Genomic DNA, 17,451 nt, shown 5'->3' with positions numbered 1-17,451 from the left:
ATGCTAAACCAACTGATTGCACTGGATCCGCAGTCTCGCTTATCTCTGGGCGAACAAATACAGGCCAGCATTACTGATGCTGTGATTAAGGGCTATTTTCCCTCTGAAAAAAGCCTGCCTTCTTCGCGTAAACTATCTCAAACCTTGAATGTGGCACGTAATACCGTCATCCGAGCCTACGAGCAACTGGTTGAAGACGGGATCTTAATCTCAAGGGAACGCTCAGGCTATTATCCGAATCCGGGTATGGTCAACACAGCAGCAATGGCAGACTCTCCCCCTCTCACCAATGAAGATTCAGTAAACTGGGCGACGCTGATCACCAATCCTGCAGAGCAGTCTTCCGAGCCAATTCATGATGATTGGCGCACATTCACTTACCCTTTTGTGTATGGCCAGGTCGATAGCAGCATGTTTCCGGCCAATGAATGGCGAAAATGCAGTCTCAGGGTGCTCAACCGAAAAAGTTGTGAAGTCTGGACGGGCGATCAGGCTAACGATGATGAGTTGATTGAACACATTCGCACACGCATCCTGCCCCGCAGAGGTATTCTGGTCAATCGTGACCAGATTCTGATTACATTGGGCAGCCAGCAGGCACTGTTCATCCTGGCGCATTTGTTTCAACGGGAAGGTTTAACTGTTGGTATCGAAGATCCGGGATACCCGGAAGCCAGAAAAGTGTTTGCAGCTCACCATGCCAACCTGTGTCCGCTGGACGTCGACAGCGAAGGCCTGAGGGTCGATGACAGCCTGGCACAATGCGATTTGGTGTACACCACACCCAGCCACCAACTTCCGACCACAGTCTCGTTATCCGAAGAAAGGCGTCATGCGTTGCTGGCGATGGCAGAGAAGCATAATCTGCTGATCATTGAAGATGACTATGAACATGAAACCAATTATCTCGACTCCCCCGTCCCGGCGCTCAAGTCGCGGGCGGATGCAGAACGTGTCATCTACATTTCCAGCTTGTCCCGGGTTTTGGCACCCGGGCTGCGCATTGGTTTTATGGTCGCCTCCCCTGCCGTGATACAGCATGCGAAAACCATACGTTCTCTGATGATACGTCAACCACCGGCAAACAACGTCAGCAGTCTTTCGCTGTTTTTATCTATGGGATATTACGATGCATTGATGCAGAAACTGATCCATGCCTACCGTCAGAAGTGGCAGGTCATGGAAGACAGCCTGAATTATTACTTTCCCCAGTACAATGCGACACCGGCTTTCGGCGGAACCGCTTTCTGGATTGAAGGGCCGCCTGAGCTGGATGCCAATGAATTACAACGCATTGCCAAAGAGCACAGTATTCTGATTGAACCTGGGGATCGCTTTTTCAGCCGCAACAATGGCCGTCACTGTTTCCGGCTGGGTTTTGCCGCGATACCGATTGACCGTATCCGTGAAGGCATTGCCCAGCTCGCGAGGCTGATGAACAAGCTACTACCGCCGGAACATATCGACAATGCCGTGGGTATTCGCTACCGGGGCGATGCGTTACGTCAGTTGCTTAATGGCTGTCAGGTTCTGGCCAGTGACTGCTACCACGTACCCTATCTGATTACCTTTCAGCGTGACGGGCAGATTCATGGTATTGCCGATCACCCCAATGATGAAGATGAAGGCTACTGGTGGATTAAAGACGACAGGTGGTACAGGCAATGGCGCCGATGGCAATTTGCCGAAGAGCGCAGCTTTGCCATTGTGGTGCATGGTGAAATATTTAAATGGTTTGATGAATCAGGCTGGTGCGTCAATCAGGGAATTCTGAACCCGAAGACCACGTTTCAGGTAAACAGCGAAGAGGTATTATCCAATACGGTGACCGCACTGCCGGGGTGATGTGTCTGATGCGTGGGGGAAGTATGTAAAGCTATCTGAAGCAAAAAAATCGGGGCTGTTAAGCCCCGCACTCAAGGAACCATTGTTCAGTTTCTTATTATAATTCTGTTGGCTTACGGCATAATGCCGCACGGCCAGATACCTTAAGAGTATCCAATCGATCCAAATATGGCGAGCGATCTCCCTGATATTGCGGAAAAATCACGTCATGATCACGGTAACTCTTTAAAATTTGTCCCAAGCCAAGTACACCTCGTTCTCTGGAACGGCGTACCCGGTTCAAATCCAGCTCCAGCGTAATCACTTGTTCAGTCGTACCCGCCTGATAGAGTATGTCGCCATCCGGGCCGACCACAATCGACTGGCCGTTCCCCAGATTTCCGGCACTATTAATATCAACAAAGTAACACTGATTTGTGACAGCATGGGTACGCGCCATGCAACATTCAAGTTCTCTGTCCAGCGTGCCCGTCATGGTGGGATGAATGATCACCTCCGCCCCTTGCCAGACCATGGCACGAATCGTTTCAGGCACCCACATGTCATAACAGATAGAGACCCCGAAGCGGCCGACATCCGGTACATCAAACACCACAAATTCATTGCCGGCGCTGATACCCTGCTCGTAGGGCTGAAAAGGATACATCTTCCTATACCGGCTGACAATTTCTCCTTGCGGATTTATTACCTGCACAGTATTAAACACCTGATCACCGGCCCGCTCATACATAGACCCGGGTACCAGCCAGATCTCCAGTTCACGTGCCAGCGCCTGTAGCCGCTCTTCAGTAGGCCCGGGCATGGGCTCTCTGAACGCCGGGTGAGAACCAAATGGCGCTAACTCACTGAAAATGACCATGTCCACCCAAGGAAAACGCTGGCATGTCAGACGGGTTTCCGCTTCAAGCCGACTCAGGTTATCGCCCTGTCCCAGCGCAAGCTGCAGGCCTGCAATCGCAAAATAACTCATTTCATCAACTCCCCGATTGGAAAGTGGCAGGCCACTTTATGCCGATCGTTATCGTTACTGTCTGGCTCAACTCTGCTTAGCTGATCACAGCTGGATGGGTTACCGCTGTCGTGAATAACCGGCTGTTTCTGCTGGCACAGCGTATTCACATTGCGACAGCGCGTATGAAACAGACACCCTTCAGGCTTATTCAGCGGGCTGGGCATTTCCCCTTGCAAAGGCTGAAGGCTATCCCGTTTAGCCGGGTCCAGCGATGGAATCGAATCCAGCAACGCACGGGTATAATGATGTTTTGGCTGACCGAATACCTGCCTGACTGGGCCTGATTCAATAATTTGCCCCAGATACATCACCAAAACGTGATCGGCAATACGTTCAACCAGCCCGAGATTATGAGTGATAAACAAGTAACTCAGCTTTCGCTGTGCACGTAGCTTATTGAGTAAATTCACCACAGTTGCCTGTACCGATACATCCAATGCAGCTGTTGGTTCATCCAGTACCAGTAAGTCGGGCTCAAGAATCAATGCCCTTGCTATACCGACACGTTGGCGCTGACCGCCAGACAGCTCGTGTGGCATCCGGGCTAACATCAGCTCATCCAATCCTACATCCGCCATGACAGCCAGTACCCGTTCCCGGCGTTGCGCCTTACTTAGCCGGAAATGAGTTTTAAGGGGTTCTTCAATCAATTGGAAGATATTCAGTCTTGGATTAAGCGAAGAATACGGGTTCTGAAACACAATACTGAAACGCTGCCGAAGCGATTTCATCGACTTTCGATCCACTCTGGACAGATTCATGCCGTCAAAAATAACTGTCCCCTGGTCCGGCTCAATAAGGTGCAACACACTCATCGCCACAGAACTTTTACCGCAGCCCGATTCTCCGACTAAAGCAACACACTGACCACGTCGGATATCAAAATCAACGTCAGAAAAAGCCTGCAGCGGCTGTTTCCCGACCCAGTATTGCTTGCCTAATCCGCGAACAGACAACAAAGGAGCCGCCTCGTCAGCCAATTTCTGATGATGAACCAAAATCTGACTGTCAGCCATTGGCAACCTCCCTGTTCAATGTTGCTGGCACACCTTCTGCCTGAAAACATCTGACCTGCCGTTGCCCGATAGTGGACATACCCACCTCCTGCTCATAACACTGCGAAACGCACTGCTGACACCGGCTGACAAACGCACACCCTGAAAGAGGCTGACGCAGATCCGGTACACTGCCTTTAATCGCAAACAGCGGAGCGTTGCCATGCCCTATTTCTGGTACAGATTGCAGCAACCCTTGTGTATATGGGTGCAAAGGCTGAGCAAAAAGCTGCTCGGTTGGCGCAGTTTCCACCACTTGTCCGGCGTACATCACTGCAACGCGGTCACACAGCGAGGCCACCACGGACAAATCATGGGTTATGAAAATGACAGACAAATCTTCTTTATTCGCCAGTTCGCGCAGCAGCACAATAATCTGGGCCTGTATGGTGACATCCAGCGCCGTTGTCGGTTCATCGGCAATCAGTACGTCCGGTTCGCAACTGAGTGCCATTGCTATCATGATTCTCTGCAACTGGCCGCCTGAAAACTGGTGCGGGTATTTTTTCAGTGCAATATCGGGATCGGGTAAATGCACTTTATATAACAGGGCGCTGGCCTTGTTGTACGCTGATTTTTTATCAAGGGGCTGATGCCGCCGAATCACATCGGTCAGTTGCCTGCCGACAGTAAAAAACGGATTCAGTGCCGTCATCGGATTTTGAAAAATCATGGCAATTTTTTGCCCGCGCAGGCTTGCCAGCTCTGCCTCTCCCGCCGTCACCATGTCGGTATCGCCCAGACGAATACGGCCTAAAACCTCAGCGTTTGCCGGCAGGATTCCCATACAGGCGGCGGATGTCAGTGACTTCCCACAACCTGACTCGCCAACCAAGCCAAGCAGTTCCCCTTTTCTCACCTCAAAGCTGCAGCCGTTGATTGCATGCACTGTGTGGTGAAAACCGGGAAATCGTACAGTCAGATTCTCGACTGATAACAGTATGTGATCATCCATTATTCACGTCCTTTGAAAGTCGGATCTAACATATCGCGCAAGCCATCACCCAGCAGGTTAACGGCAAGAACACATATAAATATGGCCAGACCAGGAAAAACCGCCGTCCACCAGAATTCAAGAAACAGGCTTTGTGCATCGCCAATCATCAGTCCCCACTCTATGGTCGGCGGTACTGCACCTAATCCCAGAAAACTCAGCGCCGCAGCCCAAAGAATGACATAGCCAAAATCCATCGAGACCTGCACCAGCAAAGGCGTCATCGCATTAGGCAATAAATGACGAAACATAATAGTGACATGACTGACACCTATAGCCCGGGCTGAATGCACATACAGCTCGTTTCGCACACTGAGCACAGCAGCACGTAATATACGGGCATACCAGGGGAACCAGGAGACGGCGATCGCCAGCATCACGTTAAACAAACCCGGCCCGAGGATCGCAATCATACAGATAGGTAACAACATGGGCGGAAACGCCAGAAACACATCCGATACCCGCATCAGAACAGTATCGACCCGTCCTCCCGCATAGCCTGCCAGTAACCCGACCGGCAACCCTATCAGCAGGGAAAAAACCACAGTCGCGAAGCCTATGGTTAATGACACCTGAGCGCCATATAGCACACGGGAAAAGATATCGCGCCCCAGATTATCGGTGCCAAACCAATGCGCCGCATTGGGCGCCTGTAATTTATGGGCGAAATTCATCTGGGCCGGATCATAAGGTGCCAGCCAGGGCGCAAACACCGCCGCAGCGCAGAGCAGTATCAATAATCCTGCACCGATAAACAGCAGCGGGTTACTGCGCACTCTGTGCAACCATAAGGCAATCGTGTAGCGCCAGCCTGTTTGTAACGTCAGCGTCTGTTCCATGACTACCCCTTCACACTCAAACGCGGGTCAACCGCGAAATAAATCAGATCCACAATGACATTGACTAGCAGGTAACTTCCGGACAGAGCCAGAGTCACGCCCATCACAGCCGGAAAATCATTGGTTATTACAGAATCCACGACATAGCGGCCAATACCGGGCCAGTCGAACACGAATTCGACAATCACACTGTTACCCAGCATGAAACCGTAGGTCAGTCCCACTACCGTCAGTAAAGGCACCAGCGTCGCTTTCAGGGCATAAATAAAATGTGTGGTACGTTTTGGCATGCCAAACGCATGACTGGTACGTATATAGTCCTGACTCAGTACTTCTACCATCAGATTACGGGTTGTACGCACGAAAATAGCAAAGGTCGCCAGACTCAGTGACATGACAGGTAATATCAGGTGAAGGGCCGCACTCTTGAACGCCTCCCACTGTCCATCCAGTAGCGTATCCAGCAGATAAAAACCGGTTACAGACGGAAATGGGTGCTCAATAAAGACCGCTGAGGCAATCCGTCCCTGAAGCGGAAACCAGCCCAGCCAGCCGTAAAACACCATTTGCAGCACGATCGCGAGAAAAAAGGAAGGAACAGCGATACCCATCAGGGAAACCGCTCTGGAAGCCTGATCTGCCAGGGTATTTTTACGCACCGCGGAAAACACCCCAACCGGCACACCCATCAAGACAGAAACCAGAATGGCTATGGTCACCAGCTCAATGGTTGCCGTCATGTGTGTGCCGATATCCGACACCACACTCTGCCCGGTTCTCAGGCTGTTACCCAGATCCCCGGTTACCGCCTTACCCAGATAGTCTGCGTACTGATAAAGCAGGGGCTTATCCAGCCCCAGTGCAATGGTTGCCTCGGCAATTTGTTCCTGCGTCGGTTTCGAGCCCAGCATCATTTCTACCGGTGACGAGGGCAACACCCTCGTCAGAAAAAATGTGATGGTCAGAACGCCGAACAGAATACCGCATAGCATGCCCAAACGTTTGGCAATGTAACTGCTCATCGCCGTCACCTCCCTGTGATTATGCCTGAATGGTGGGCGTGCCTCAGCCTTGACTCAGCTGGTAGAAAAAGGTCGCCGCATACGCCGGATTCGGTTTCAGCCCTTCTATTCCCTTGCGGTAAATCACCCTGTCTTTCAGATCGGCATAGAAAATAGCGACGGCGTCATCCACCAGAATTTTCTGGGCCTGCTGATAAAGACTGACGGCCTTCGCCCGGTTGGAACCTTCCAGTTTCACGCCTTGATCCACCAGACTGTCGTAGCGCTGGTTAGAGTAATGCGACAGGTTAAACGAGGTTTTATCTTCGGTGCGGAATAACCCGATCAGCCAGTCTGATGGCGTGGCATAGGTCGGCCACCATGTCATGGATTGCAGATTCGGTGCAGTACGCAGGTTCTTGGCATCATTCCAGATTTTACCCCAAGGTCCTGGCTTCACTTCCAGTGTGACACCAATTTGACGCAGATTTTCCTGGTACATAAGGATGGCGTTTTTATAAGCATCTGACGAGTTGATATAAGATACAGACACTTTCCAGTCTTTTTCCGGCACGCCGGATGTTTCGAGAAGCTGCCTGGCTTTTTTGAGATCAAAACTGGGCGACTGAATGTCAGAATTCGCTCCCCACATGGAAGTTGGGACAATCCCTTTGGCGACAGAAGCACCGCCTGCGTAGACATAATCAACAACAGACTGATAATCCCATGCATGTGTCAGTGCCTGTCGGAACTGCAGATTATCCGTTGGGTATTTTTGTGTATTGATCAGAAACTGTGAGTTTTTCCAGGAAGCGACTTCCTGCACCACCACATCTTTATTTTTCGACAATGACTGAATCAGATCCGCAGACGGCAGGCTGATGAAATCCGCATCACCGGCTTTGATCATCTGAATCTGAGTGGCTGGATTGGCGACCAGTTTCAGGACAACACGCTCGTACTGGCTGTCTTTCCAGCCCCCCCAATAGGCCGTGTTTTTATCCAATACCACTTGCTGGCCTTGTTCCCAGGATCGAACCTGATAAGGACCGGTGCCTGCGGCATGCCCTTCATTAAACCACTCTGTGCCTTTTTCAGCGGCTTTTGGGGAATAGATATAAGCGCCATATTGCGAGGAGGCAATAAGATCGATGGGCGCGGGATTTTTCGTGGTAATTGTCAGCGTGTAAGTATCAAGTGCATTAATGGCTTCTACTTCAGACCAGATGTAGTGCGCGCCTTTTTTCATGGCAATGGTACGTTCAAGCGACTGTTTCGCTGCCTGTGCAGTCAGCTTTTCACCATCATGGAAGCTCACGCCTTCACGGAGCCTGAAGGTCCATGTCAGCCCATCATCACTCACCGACCAGGAGGTTGCTAACGCTGGTGTGAAGGTTTCTTCGCTGCCCGGTGGGTTATACCACAGCAAAGGTTCATACACGTTGCTGAGCATATTCACTTCCAGTGAAAAGGCGACAGCCGGGTCCCAATCCTTGATATCGGCATACTGGGCATAGGTTAAAGTGTCTGTGCCAGCTGCCAGGGTGTCTGCTGAATACATCACGCTACCGGCTGCCATCGTCACACTCAGTGCACCCAGTAAAGTCATTCCCTTTTTCTTCAACATATGTCGCTCCACGTTAAGCTGTATAGTGAGGATTCGTACCTCGTACAGCCGCGCACTTAACCCTCTGCGCGGCGGCTTTTCCGTAACATCAGCTTAACAATAGAGGGATTAGGACACCTGTCATAGATCCAGATTTTTCTGATGAGGGGTCCAGTTTGGGATAGGAGCGATAAAATCAGAAAACCGCGACATCTCTGCGTTTGAAGAGCGCGTCAACGATCATGCTCTTATCGCCAGGACATCCGACAGAAACTGGTTTTATTATTCCCATTATCTTCCAGTATGAGATCTAACGGCAATAAAGCGGTATCTAAAGCAGCCGACGTCAGAATATCTGCAACGGAAAGTGGAATCGTGACAACAATGATGGGTGGAAATGCCAGAAGTGCATAAACATTACAGTCTGCATTATCTACAGCATATTCAAGGCCTCCGTAAGGCTGCCCTACCTGATAACCCGAGCCAACCCTCGAAGCAATACTTGAACAACCCGTTAAGATACAAACGTACAGCAATAAACTTATCCATCTCATTAATACATATGCCTTTAATCTCATTTAACATGCGCGTTCTATATCATGCTTTTCAATAAAAGCGTTCTGCAAAAGAAACTTTTGGAGTGTATCTCGCAAGAAAAACGGCCCCGCAGGGCCGTTGTTATTCATATTGTTTTTCAATGGATTACTGGCAGTAGGGTTTGATTTTTCCCGCCTCAGCAAACGCTTTATCCCACTTAAACTCGTCATTGTCACTGACGTAGTAATAAATCATATCATTAGGCAACATCACAAACTGGATACCACCATAACCTGACATGTAAGGCACGTGAACCTCACATTGACCCGGTACGCTCTGTTTCAGTGACCAGAAACTGTTGCTGTAATATTTGTTGGTGTAGGTCGTGGTAAACGGCGGTGTCGACAGTTCGCGGAACAGGGCAACCTCTAACTGCGCTGGATCCAGCACCTGCTGACCATTCACTCTGCCGTTATCAATACTGGTGAATCTGGCCAGTTTGACAATGTCATCACGCAGGAAAGTCAGACCATATCCGCCGAATGGCATTTTCACACTGTCGTAAGTGCGACGGGTATCCTGAGTCCCGAGATCCATATTCAAGGGCGCCCAGATATCTTTGACAATCACGTCTTGAAAGACATCAGCCTGCGCGCCAAGCTTGTCTTTCACGTAGGCCTGAGCCGTCGCGGTGGCAATATACGTATCCGTGGTATGGTAAATAAACAGTGTGCCGGGTTCTGAATTTCTCGGATAACGGCTGACTGAATAGTCCAGCTTATTTTGATGACCTTCCACCAGGAAGAATCCCGTATCATTGGCAACCGACCCTTCATCGCTCAGTGAATCACTGGTCAGACGATAATTCCCTGTCGCCATGTCAATCGCGTTATTCACTGTGACTTGCTGCCAGTCATTTTCCGGATCGTTCGCAGCTTCGGGCAGCCAGTCTGTAATCTGCTCCTGCATATAGCCCGGATACAGGTATTCCAGCCTCATTGTCGCGGTACCGGCCATCGCCGATTTCGCGGTCGAGTAAGAGGGAACACGCAAGCGATCACAATAAGGATGCATCCCGGCCCGGGTTTCACAACCGGCAGTATAGTGCGTGCCGTCAACATAAACGCCGTATACAGACATGTAATCAGAGCTGACTTCACTGCTGTTGCCAAACTGACTGACATCCACATTGGCCGCCGGATAGTCAGAAGCCAGTGCTGAGATAGGTTTGACCGGCACTTTACTGGCTTCATAAGCCTGATGCTGTTGCTTAATCAGCAAAGCATCAGTCACCGTTGAGGGTGTGTAGGTTGCCGCTACTCTGCCCCACATATCGACCTGATAATACAGGCAGGTTTCAGACGAAATCTGATACGCGACATCACTCATCCCGTTGTCATTGAACGTAAAGCTCATCAAACCGTTATGGACACAATTCGAGTTTTTTTGCATCAGCGAGAAAGGAATAGCGGCACGCGAATCACCGCTGTCATTGGTTTCACGCCAGACACGGCCAGGCTCGAGAATATACTCCCAGTATGGATGGCTTCCGAGCACAATACCCCGGGTTTCTGGAATCAGGTGTGTGCCAGATTGTACGAAACGAAAATCAAAGTCTGGCAGGTGTTTACGGGGATCATCACCTGAGCCGGTATACCTGAATGTATCCCTTTGCTCTGCAAACTGGCCTGTGCTGCCAGGATTGTGAAGCTGAATACGACCTTCAAACTGATGAACAGGCTGGGCTGCATTGGCTGGCACGGCAAACGCAGACAGAGGCACCTGAGTATCACTGCCAGCCCCGTTCAGATAGGCATAAGTCAGTTCAGAACGGGACACACTGCCCGAACCACTCAGTGGTTCATAGTTTTCAACATAGCCATCTCCCTGATCATCCAGGCCATATCCGCTGACAGGCAAATTCAGAACAGGTTGATCAGGATCGTTAGACTGAATAGACAGTGACTGATTAACCGACCCTTCGATACTTGGCAGATAGTTCAGCGTGATCTGACACTGGCTCTGTGCACGTAAACTCGCACTGCTGCAACTGTCAGCCGCCACTGCAAGATCACCCGACAAACCAGAAACACTGTTGATCAGTAAGTCGGCTTGCCCCTGATTTGTGACAGTCAATGTCTGATTAACCGATGAGCCAATCAATACACTGCCAAAATTCACTGAACTGCTGGTTTGAATATCCGCTTCTGGCGTGCCTGAGCCGGGCTCTCCGGTTACAGTGACATTTTCGATAAAGCAATTATCGGCGGTTGAAGCCGCAGCACGAAAACGGAGCACCACACCGGGGTTATTGGCAAGATCAGCCGTGTTTATCAGACCGTGCTGAAATGTCCCTGTATCCTGTCCGTTGGTCAGGCTGGTGACAACTGTGTACTGATTTCCGCCGTCGGTAGAATATTCCGCATAGCAATAGTCCGGATCTTCCAGTAAGGTCGCGGCAAAATAATAATCTATGGTGACATTGGAATAGCCTGTTGTATCCCATGTTTTCCAGAGTTGCCCCGTCTGCTGCAGTCGGACCGCATCACCCCCCAGGTTTTCGCTATTGTTACTTTCCACAACACCTGAACTTGACCACTGCGTAAATCCACTGTCGAAATTATCGGTAAAAAGAATCTCTGCCTGTACGCTGTAGCTTAGCGTCATGCCTGCTACTAAAAGCGTTGCCACTGTTTTCATCTCAACCACCTTAAATCAATCATTTGATATGGGTTAATAGGAACACGTCCTTGTTTACCCTAGTGGTAGGTGTTTTTGTAAAAGAGTACCAACGGCAAAAATCAGAGGATCCAGAATGCAGTTATTAATAAAATCATCATTTTTTATCAGACTTTAAAGCTGCTGCCGGGCAGCACGAATTTTTGCCTGCATCAGTCGTCCCCCTAAAATACAGCATGTCAAACCGAGAAAAATCAATCCTGCGCCTGCCATTTCTGTTTCAGTCATGCGCTCGTTCAGTACCAGTGTGGATGTGAACATCCCGACGACGGGAATGAGCAAAGCAAAAGGCGTCACTGTGGCTGCGGGATAGCTTTTCAGTAAATGCCCCCACAATGCGAAGGCCAGCAACGTTGAAATATAGCTCACGTAAAGCAGTGCCAGCCATGTGTCCGAAGTGGCAGCGAGCAGCACATCCAAAGGCTGTGCCGTTTCTGTGAAATACGAGATTAGCAGCAAAGGCAGCGGAGGAACCACACTGACCCATACCATGAAGTGAAGCAAATTGACGCCTTGCATCCGCTTCATAATGGTGTTGGCGATTGCCCAGCAAAAAGCGGCCGCCAGAATCATCATCAGGCCCATGGCGGTAATGTTGCCGTCGGCATCAAGAAAAAACAGCCCAAAACCTGCCACGGCAACCAGAATGCCGAGTGCCTGATACCGACTGACCATTTCTTTATACAATAAGACACTCAAACCAATAGTGAAAAACACCTGAGCTTGCAATATCAGGGATGATAAGCCGGCTGAAGCATCCGCTTTCATGGCGATAAACAGTAAACCGAATTTCAGCACACCCAGAAATACGCCGACACCCAGCACGTTCCATACGGACGTTTTCGGGAAGGGGATGAAAAACACAGCCGGTACAGCCACCACAGCAAATCGTAATGCAGAAAATAATATCGGCGGCAGTGTTTCCAGCCCTATCTTAATGACAGAAAAGTTGACACCCCAGATGACGACAACCAACAGCGCAAGCACCATGTCCTTTGATTTCATTTCCCCGTTCCTTCTTAGAGCTTCGCGTTCATGCTTTATACACGACAAACTCACCTTTGCCGACGGGCAGCAGACAGGTCGTTAACCCTTCCCGGCGGCACAGATAGTCGGTGAAGGCTTCGAGTTCATGACGATGTGAAATCGCATTGTCACACACTAATACCCCACCGGCTGAGAGTTTACTTAGCAGCAGGTCAATATAATCCATGTAAGCTGAACGATCGGCGTCGAGAAAAATAAAATCAAAGCTCAGATCTGTGCTTTGTATGAATTCGCCGGCATCTGCCTGAATCTGTTCGATACGATCCTGTAATCCGGCCCGTACGAAGTTTTCTGTCGCCATTGTGATTTTATCTGTCTGTTTTTCAACGGTTACCACTTTGCCTGCAGCGGGCAGTGACGAAGCCAGCCACAGGGTTGAGTAACCATTGGACGTGCCAATTTCCAGTACATTCACAGCACGTGTCGCCTTCACCATGACAGAGAGGAACTCACCTGTGTCCCGGGTAATATTCAGCAGTTTTTTCGATCGGTCTGATTCAGTTGCGTCATTTTGTTCACCTAACGCCTCTAATTCAGCCAGTAATAATGCTAACGACATCCATTTCTCCCCGCTCATCATTTCGTGCGGATCAAACATCCGCTCAATAATCATATGAACATGGAAACATATCAATGGCATCACATTTCATCAACTATAACCGCGTATAGCAGACATAAAAAAAAGGCTGCCAAAGGCAGCCAAGCATCACAACTTATAGGGTTTGGTAACCCATTCTTATACCGTTCAACATCTTTCTGTTACTGGCAGATTGATGTATCAGTATAAAGAGACGACTGTATGATGCTGAGTATTAAACATTATTTTGTCAGAGAGCACGGCGTTATCCGATTTTCTTTGTACCCGCACATCACAGGATAAGTCCCCGCCTGCTTGATATCCGGGGAATCCTCCAGCACATGATCTTTATAATGACGCCAGGTGTATTCCGCCATCAGCACACAGTAGCGGGGATCGGTATCTTTTTCGCACTGCTGCCTTGCCCGTAACAATGCCGACATCTCTACTTCGCACTGATAAATCTGGGCCTCATCCTTGTAAAGCTCCCTGCACAATGACAGTGGCTCCTCGGCGGCGTTTGCTTGCACGGCATTTGGCGAAATATCCCGCCAATGTACCTGAGATGAAGAACAGGCCGTGAGCAAACAGAAAAACGGTATGATCAGCAACCACTGAAATCGCATTGTCAGCCCTTCCTTTTGCATTGGACGCTATAAAATGGCGACCGTTCAGGAAAGATTCATAAACGCAAAATAGTGTGTGTAACCTAAACGCCCAGTCTTAAGACTGCTCACAACATCGCTTTCCCGTTCTAATGCGTGCTCAATCCCCTTACTTCCTCTTCACGGTATGCCTTTTTCAATGCCAGCCAACTCGTCTTGGGGCCAAGGATCAATGACAGCACGGCCACTCCCCCAACCATCAATATACCGCCCACAATCGGCCCGAGAACAAAACTGTAAAACACCAGATACGGCACATACACCCCATAGCGCAACACCTGCAGCACTAATCCTTTCATTAAAAGTAAACTATTCATGATCTTACTTCTCCATCCACTAAAATTGAGCGCGCTCATTTATAGTAATTTGAGCGCGCTCAATTTTCAACATTCAAGATGAAGTCCGCTCGCCAATTACGGTATGATGGCTGCTCATCCGCAACTGGCTATCAGCAAAGCAGCAAGAAATGATGAAAAGAGAACAGACAAAACGGCGAATTCAGGCAGCCGCGTGGCAATTATTTCGCGAGAACGGCTATCAAGACACAACGACACGGCACATTGCTGAGCGCGCTGAGGTAGCAGCCGGAACGGTATTTAGCCACTTTCCGACAAAATTGGATTTACTGAAAGCCGGTTTTAGTCAGCAAATTGATCATGTCTTAGCGGAAGCAAATTCGGGTTGCCCCGAGAGCTGCCCCAAAGATAAACTCATGCACTTTGCCGGTTACCTTTACGCGTTTTATTGTCTGGAAGCGGATTTCAGCAAAGAGTTATTCCGGGTGTTGATTTGGCAACAGGAAGAGTTCGAACAGCAGCTGGAAGCCTTTCGCCAGCGCTTGTTTTCACATGAGGCGAGTTACGATCAACACCGAGCTGCCGTAATGATGGATTGCTACTTTATGACGCTGATCACCGGTTTGAATGCTGATAAGCCGGATGCGACATTAATGCTGAACCAATTAGAAAAGAAATTAGATGTCTTGCAGTAAGTACGCCTTCATCTGAGCACCTGCCGACGCGCGTGGGACACCGCAATCAAACGTTTAACCAGCACAGATTTTTTACTGTCCGCTGCCGTTTCCAGATCACGTAACAAGCGGGTAATTTCTGCGTCAAGGTAACGGGCATTTTTGGTTCTGATCAAGGAACGAATCACCTTCTCGGCGTTATCAGGCAAAGGCTGCTCCATGGCCCACAGGTAGCTGTAAGCAGCAGTGTTGACATGATTGGCCTGACTGGCCTTGGCATGGTTATGGTTATGGTTATTTGCCCTGGATAGCGTTTTGTGTGGCGTGCTATGGATCCTAGCTTGCTCTGCATCCGCAGCCCGGCCGACACGTTCATAATACCTTTCCGTCACAGGGGATTGTGCAGCGGGTAATGGCCCGTTCTGATACAGGGCAGGCCCAATGGCTTTGGCCTGCTCAATGGCGGCTTCCCGAACGAAGGGACTGGCATTACGTTTGCCTTTCTTTTCCGCATCGGTGTAATAGACAGCCGAATACACTTTCGCCCGCGTTAATGCCACATAAGCCAACCGCCGCTCTTCTTCCTTATCTGTTTTCATGTCTGTGGCTGCCGGATTACGATACGGAAAGGCATCTTTATCCCAGAACGGCAGGAACACACGCTGGTATTCGCACCCTTTTGCCCGGAATATAGTAGTGACTTGCACGCTGGCCGAACGCGGCTTCTGATCTGCCTGCCCCTGACCGGTATCGCGGGATTGCGCCGTGTAGAACTCAAAATACTGTAAGGCTTTTTCGCAGCGTTGATCCATAGACTCCAGCACGGTCGATACCGCATCCAGCCTGTCTATCGCTTCTTCTATCTCACTGGCTGTGGCTTCGGTTTTCCATATCCAGCTGTCCAGACCGCTTTCCCGCCGATACTGCTCAAACACATCAAATGCTTTCTGCCCGCCTTTGCGCTGTAACCGGGTAAAAAGCTCAAGGCGTTCAATCAGGTTATCCAGTTTCAGATTGGGGTTCACCTGGGCATGTCGCTCAGCAAAACCAACCCAGCGGCTATCCGGTATTTTCACCAGTTGATCACATAAAGGCCTGAGCGCTTTATTGGGTACGTAACAATGGGGGAATGACAGCAGACTGAACAGCAGTGCGGATCTGTCCTGATCATTTAACTGGGCAAATCGCCCGATGGCCAGGGTCATAACTTCCATCAGTAAGCGCACTTCACGGCTGTTTGCCAGCACAGAAGGTACGGGCATATGGTATGGAATCTGTTTGCTGAGAAACGCCAGTTCAAACAGCAGGGTCTGAGACCAGCGCCTGACCAGAATGGCGATGTCGTCCGGCTGACCACCCTGTTCAATATACGCCTGTACCGCACTGACAATTTCCCCCACCTGCCGGGGAGAGCCAATCAGGTTAACCTGAGTATCAGGGATATTGTCAGCGGGCACGGTCAGGAAATCTGAAAAGCGTGCCTGGTTATGCGCAATCAGATGGCTGGCGGCCAGCGCCAGACTATGACCGAAACGAAAAGTCTGTGACAGCGAATAGACCTGCGCGGGGGCAAAGTCACGTTCGAAATTCAGCATGAACTGCGGCGCACTGCCCCGCCAGGTGTAAATGCACTGATCCACATCGCCCACGGCAATCAGCTGACAGTCAGGCCCAAGCAACTGCTTCAGTAACCGGTACTGCGCATTGTTGATATCCTGAAATTCATCTACCACCAGTAACCGGCACTGTTGCTGACAGTGCGCACGCAGTGAGGCATTTTGTTCAAGCAGTGACACGACAGTGACCAGCCAGTCATCAAAAAACAGTAACTTCTGCGCCTGCCGCAAGTGTTCAAAAGCGGTATAGGCATCCAGAATAAAGCGATAGTCATTATTGATGCCCGCCATGGCAAATACTTCATGAGGCGGCAACATATGCGCTTTCACCAGACCGACAAAACTGAGCAGCAGTTCAAGGGTTTTTGGCTCTTTTAATTGCTGCTGTTTACTGTAAGCCGTCTCTTTCCCCGCCATTTGTCGCAGCACTTGTTTCGCCAGACTTTTGTCGTTTTCGCCGGGATTGAAATCAACACGGTATCCGGTTTCAGCCAGGTAACCCGACTGATTCAACACCCGCAGACAAAAACTGTGGAAGGTATGAACAGGGACAGGCTGAGTGATGCCGGACTGGTTGAGTTTCTGCTGAAAATCACGGCGTATATCGCTGTTAAACATCAGGACCAGCATCTCGCTGGCCGGTCGCATGTCGAGCTGAGTCTGAATCAGGCCGACAAGGGTCGTCGTTTTACCCGTCCCCGCACCGGCAATACATAAGGCATTTCCCTCGCGATGCTGAATAAAACACTGCTGCTCGGATGTAAAATGCATCATGTACCGTTTTTACCTGTTGGTCTGAAAGGACAGTGATTTTGCCACAGTTCCGCCCGTCGCACTAACACCTGTCAGTCTTTTGCGATTACCGCTGAAAATTCAGGCAAAATGGCGGTACTGTTGCATTTAGCGTCACTCAGAGAAACATCAAGGCAAACGTTTGCTTTTTTGCTG

At 49.9% G+C, this 17,451-nt stretch carries 14 protein-coding genes; 2 read left to right on the top strand and 12 right to left on the bottom strand.

From position 1 onward, the window contains the following. Positions 1 to 1,845: a MocR-like pyridoxine biosynthesis transcription factor PdxR gene (gene pdxR / locus P0Y67_RS12540; protein ID WP_342392129.1), complete on the top strand. Its 1,845-nt coding sequence runs from the start codon at positions 1 to 3 to the stop codon at positions 1,843 to 1,845. A gap of 97 nt (positions 1,846 to 1,942) precedes the next feature. On the opposite strand, the gene P0Y67_RS12535 is transcribed toward pdxR, so the two are convergent. The 11 genes from P0Y67_RS12535 to P0Y67_RS12485 all read right to left on the bottom strand — a co-directional run bounded on the left by P0Y67_RS12535 (position 1,943) and on the right by P0Y67_RS12485 (position 14,234). Continuing rightward, positions 1,943 to 2,815: a carbon-nitrogen hydrolase family protein gene (locus P0Y67_RS12535; protein WP_342392128.1), complete on the bottom strand. Its 873-nt coding sequence runs from the start codon at positions 2,813 to 2,815 to the stop codon at positions 1,943 to 1,945. Further along, positions 2,812 to 3,873: an ABC transporter ATP-binding protein gene (locus tag P0Y67_RS12530; RefSeq protein ID WP_342392127.1), complete on the bottom strand. Its 1,062-nt coding sequence runs from the start codon at positions 3,871 to 3,873 to the stop codon at positions 2,812 to 2,814. The genes P0Y67_RS12535 and P0Y67_RS12530 overlap by 4 nt, the downstream gene beginning before the upstream one ends. Then, entirely contained in the window at positions 3,866 to 4,867 is a 1,002-nt protein-coding gene (locus P0Y67_RS12525; protein WP_342392126.1) for an ABC transporter ATP-binding protein, read from the bottom strand. The genes P0Y67_RS12530 and P0Y67_RS12525 overlap by 8 nt, the downstream gene beginning before the upstream one ends. After that, the gene (locus P0Y67_RS12520; protein WP_120511022.1) at positions 4,867 to 5,745 is read right to left on the bottom strand and encodes an ABC transporter permease; all 879 of its coding nucleotides are present in this window, start codon (positions 5,743 to 5,745) and stop codon (positions 4,867 to 4,869) included. The genes P0Y67_RS12525 and P0Y67_RS12520 overlap by 1 nt, the downstream gene beginning before the upstream one ends. Positions 5,746 to 5,747: 2 nt before the next feature. Next, positions 5,748 to 6,767, bottom strand: coding sequence for an ABC transporter permease (locus P0Y67_RS12515; protein ID WP_120511023.1), 1,020 nt, complete (start codon positions 6,765 to 6,767; stop codon positions 5,748 to 5,750). A 43-nt stretch (positions 6,768 to 6,810) separates the two neighbouring features. Next, positions 6,811 to 8,373: an ABC transporter substrate-binding protein gene (locus P0Y67_RS12510; RefSeq protein WP_342392125.1), complete on the bottom strand. Its 1,563-nt coding sequence runs from the start codon at positions 8,371 to 8,373 to the stop codon at positions 6,811 to 6,813. A gap of 681 nt (positions 8,374 to 9,054) precedes the next feature. Next, positions 9,055 to 11,589, bottom strand: coding sequence for a choice-of-anchor D domain-containing protein (locus tag P0Y67_RS12505; RefSeq protein ID WP_342392124.1), 2,535 nt, complete (start codon positions 11,587 to 11,589; stop codon positions 9,055 to 9,057). A gap of 153 nt (positions 11,590 to 11,742) precedes the next feature. Then, positions 11,743 to 12,633 carry an EamA family transporter gene (locus P0Y67_RS12500; protein WP_342392123.1) on the bottom strand — a complete coding sequence of 297 codons (891 nt, stop codon included), beginning with the start codon at positions 12,631 to 12,633 and terminating at the stop codon, positions 11,743 to 11,745. 28 nt (positions 12,634 to 12,661) lie between these two features. Beyond that, positions 12,662 to 13,234, bottom strand: a complete 573-nt coding sequence (locus P0Y67_RS12495; protein WP_027253199.1) for an O-methyltransferase — start codon at positions 13,232 to 13,234, stop codon at positions 12,662 to 12,664. A gap of 260 nt (positions 13,235 to 13,494) precedes the next feature. Then, a complete protein-coding gene (locus P0Y67_RS12490) occupies positions 13,495 to 13,878 on the bottom strand; it encodes a hypothetical protein (protein WP_342392122.1) in 384 nt (127 codons plus the stop codon). A 128-nt stretch (positions 13,879 to 14,006) separates the two neighbouring features. Continuing rightward, positions 14,007 to 14,234 carry a hypothetical protein gene (locus P0Y67_RS12485; RefSeq protein ID WP_342392121.1) on the bottom strand — a complete coding sequence of 76 codons (228 nt, stop codon included), beginning with the start codon at positions 14,232 to 14,234 and terminating at the stop codon, positions 14,007 to 14,009. Positions 14,235 to 14,383: 149 nt separating this feature from the next. On the opposite strand from P0Y67_RS12485, the gene P0Y67_RS12480 reads away from it, so the two are divergent. Next, positions 14,384 to 14,908, top strand: a complete 525-nt coding sequence (locus P0Y67_RS12480; RefSeq protein WP_342392120.1) for a TetR/AcrR family transcriptional regulator — start codon at positions 14,384 to 14,386, stop codon at positions 14,906 to 14,908. An 8-nt stretch (positions 14,909 to 14,916) separates the two neighbouring features. Here the strand turns inward: P0Y67_RS12480 and P0Y67_RS12475 are convergent, their stop codons facing one another. Further along, positions 14,917 to 17,277 (bottom strand): ATP-dependent helicase, encoded by a 2,361-nt coding sequence (locus tag P0Y67_RS12475; protein WP_342392119.1) that lies wholly within the window; start codon positions 17,275 to 17,277, stop codon positions 14,917 to 14,919. Positions 17,278 to 17,451: the final 174 nt, after the last annotated feature.

It is taken from the genome of Photobacterium sp. SP02 (genome assembly GCF_038519165.1).
Taxonomy (GTDB): domain Bacteria; phylum Pseudomonadota; class Gammaproteobacteria; order Enterobacterales; family Vibrionaceae; genus Photobacterium; species Photobacterium halotolerans.
Note: the sequence above shows the minus strand (reverse complement) of the source record. Positions and strands in the feature narration are given on the sequence as shown.

Bases quoted from the DNA above. Each gene is read 5' to 3' on its own strand.
- pdxR (WP_342392129.1), top strand. From the start codon at position 1: ATGCTAAACCAACTGATTGCACTGGATCCGCAGTCTCGCTTATCTCTG.
- P0Y67_RS12535 (WP_342392128.1), bottom strand. From the start codon at position 2,815: ATGAGTTATTTTGCGATTGCAGGCCTGCAGCTTGCGCTGGGACAGGGC.
- P0Y67_RS12530 (WP_342392127.1), bottom strand. From the start codon at position 3,873: ATGGCTGACAGTCAGATTTTGGTTCATCATCAGAAATTGGCTGACGAG.
- P0Y67_RS12525 (WP_342392126.1), bottom strand. From the start codon at position 4,867: ATGGATGATCACATACTGTTATCAGTCGAGAATCTGACTGTACGATTT.
- P0Y67_RS12520 (WP_120511022.1), bottom strand. From the start codon at position 5,745: ATGGAACAGACGCTGACGTTACAAACAGGCTGGCGCTACACGATTGCC.
- P0Y67_RS12515 (WP_120511023.1), bottom strand. From the start codon at position 6,767: ATGAGCAGTTACATTGCCAAACGTTTGGGCATGCTATGCGGTATTCTG.
- P0Y67_RS12510 (WP_342392125.1), bottom strand. From the start codon at position 8,373: ATGTTGAAGAAAAAGGGAATGACTTTACTGGGTGCACTGAGTGTGACG.
- P0Y67_RS12505 (WP_342392124.1), bottom strand. From the start codon at position 11,589: ATGAAAACAGTGGCAACGCTTTTAGTAGCAGGCATGACGCTAAGCTAC.
- P0Y67_RS12500 (WP_342392123.1), bottom strand. From the start codon at position 12,633: ATGAAATCAAAGGACATGGTGCTTGCGCTGTTGGTTGTCGTCATCTGG.
- P0Y67_RS12495 (WP_027253199.1), bottom strand. From the start codon at position 13,234: ATGTCGTTAGCATTATTACTGGCTGAATTAGAGGCGTTAGGTGAACAA.
- P0Y67_RS12490 (WP_342392122.1), bottom strand. From the start codon at position 13,878: ATGCGATTTCAGTGGTTGCTGATCATACCGTTTTTCTGTTTGCTCACG.
- P0Y67_RS12485 (WP_342392121.1), bottom strand. From the start codon at position 14,234: ATGAATAGTTTACTTTTAATGAAAGGATTAGTGCTGCAGGTGTTGCGC.
- P0Y67_RS12480 (WP_342392120.1), top strand. From the start codon at position 14,384: ATGATGAAAAGAGAACAGACAAAACGGCGAATTCAGGCAGCCGCGTGG.
- P0Y67_RS12475 (WP_342392119.1), bottom strand. From the start codon at position 17,277: ATGATGCATTTTACATCCGAGCAGCAGTGTTTTATTCAGCATCGCGAG.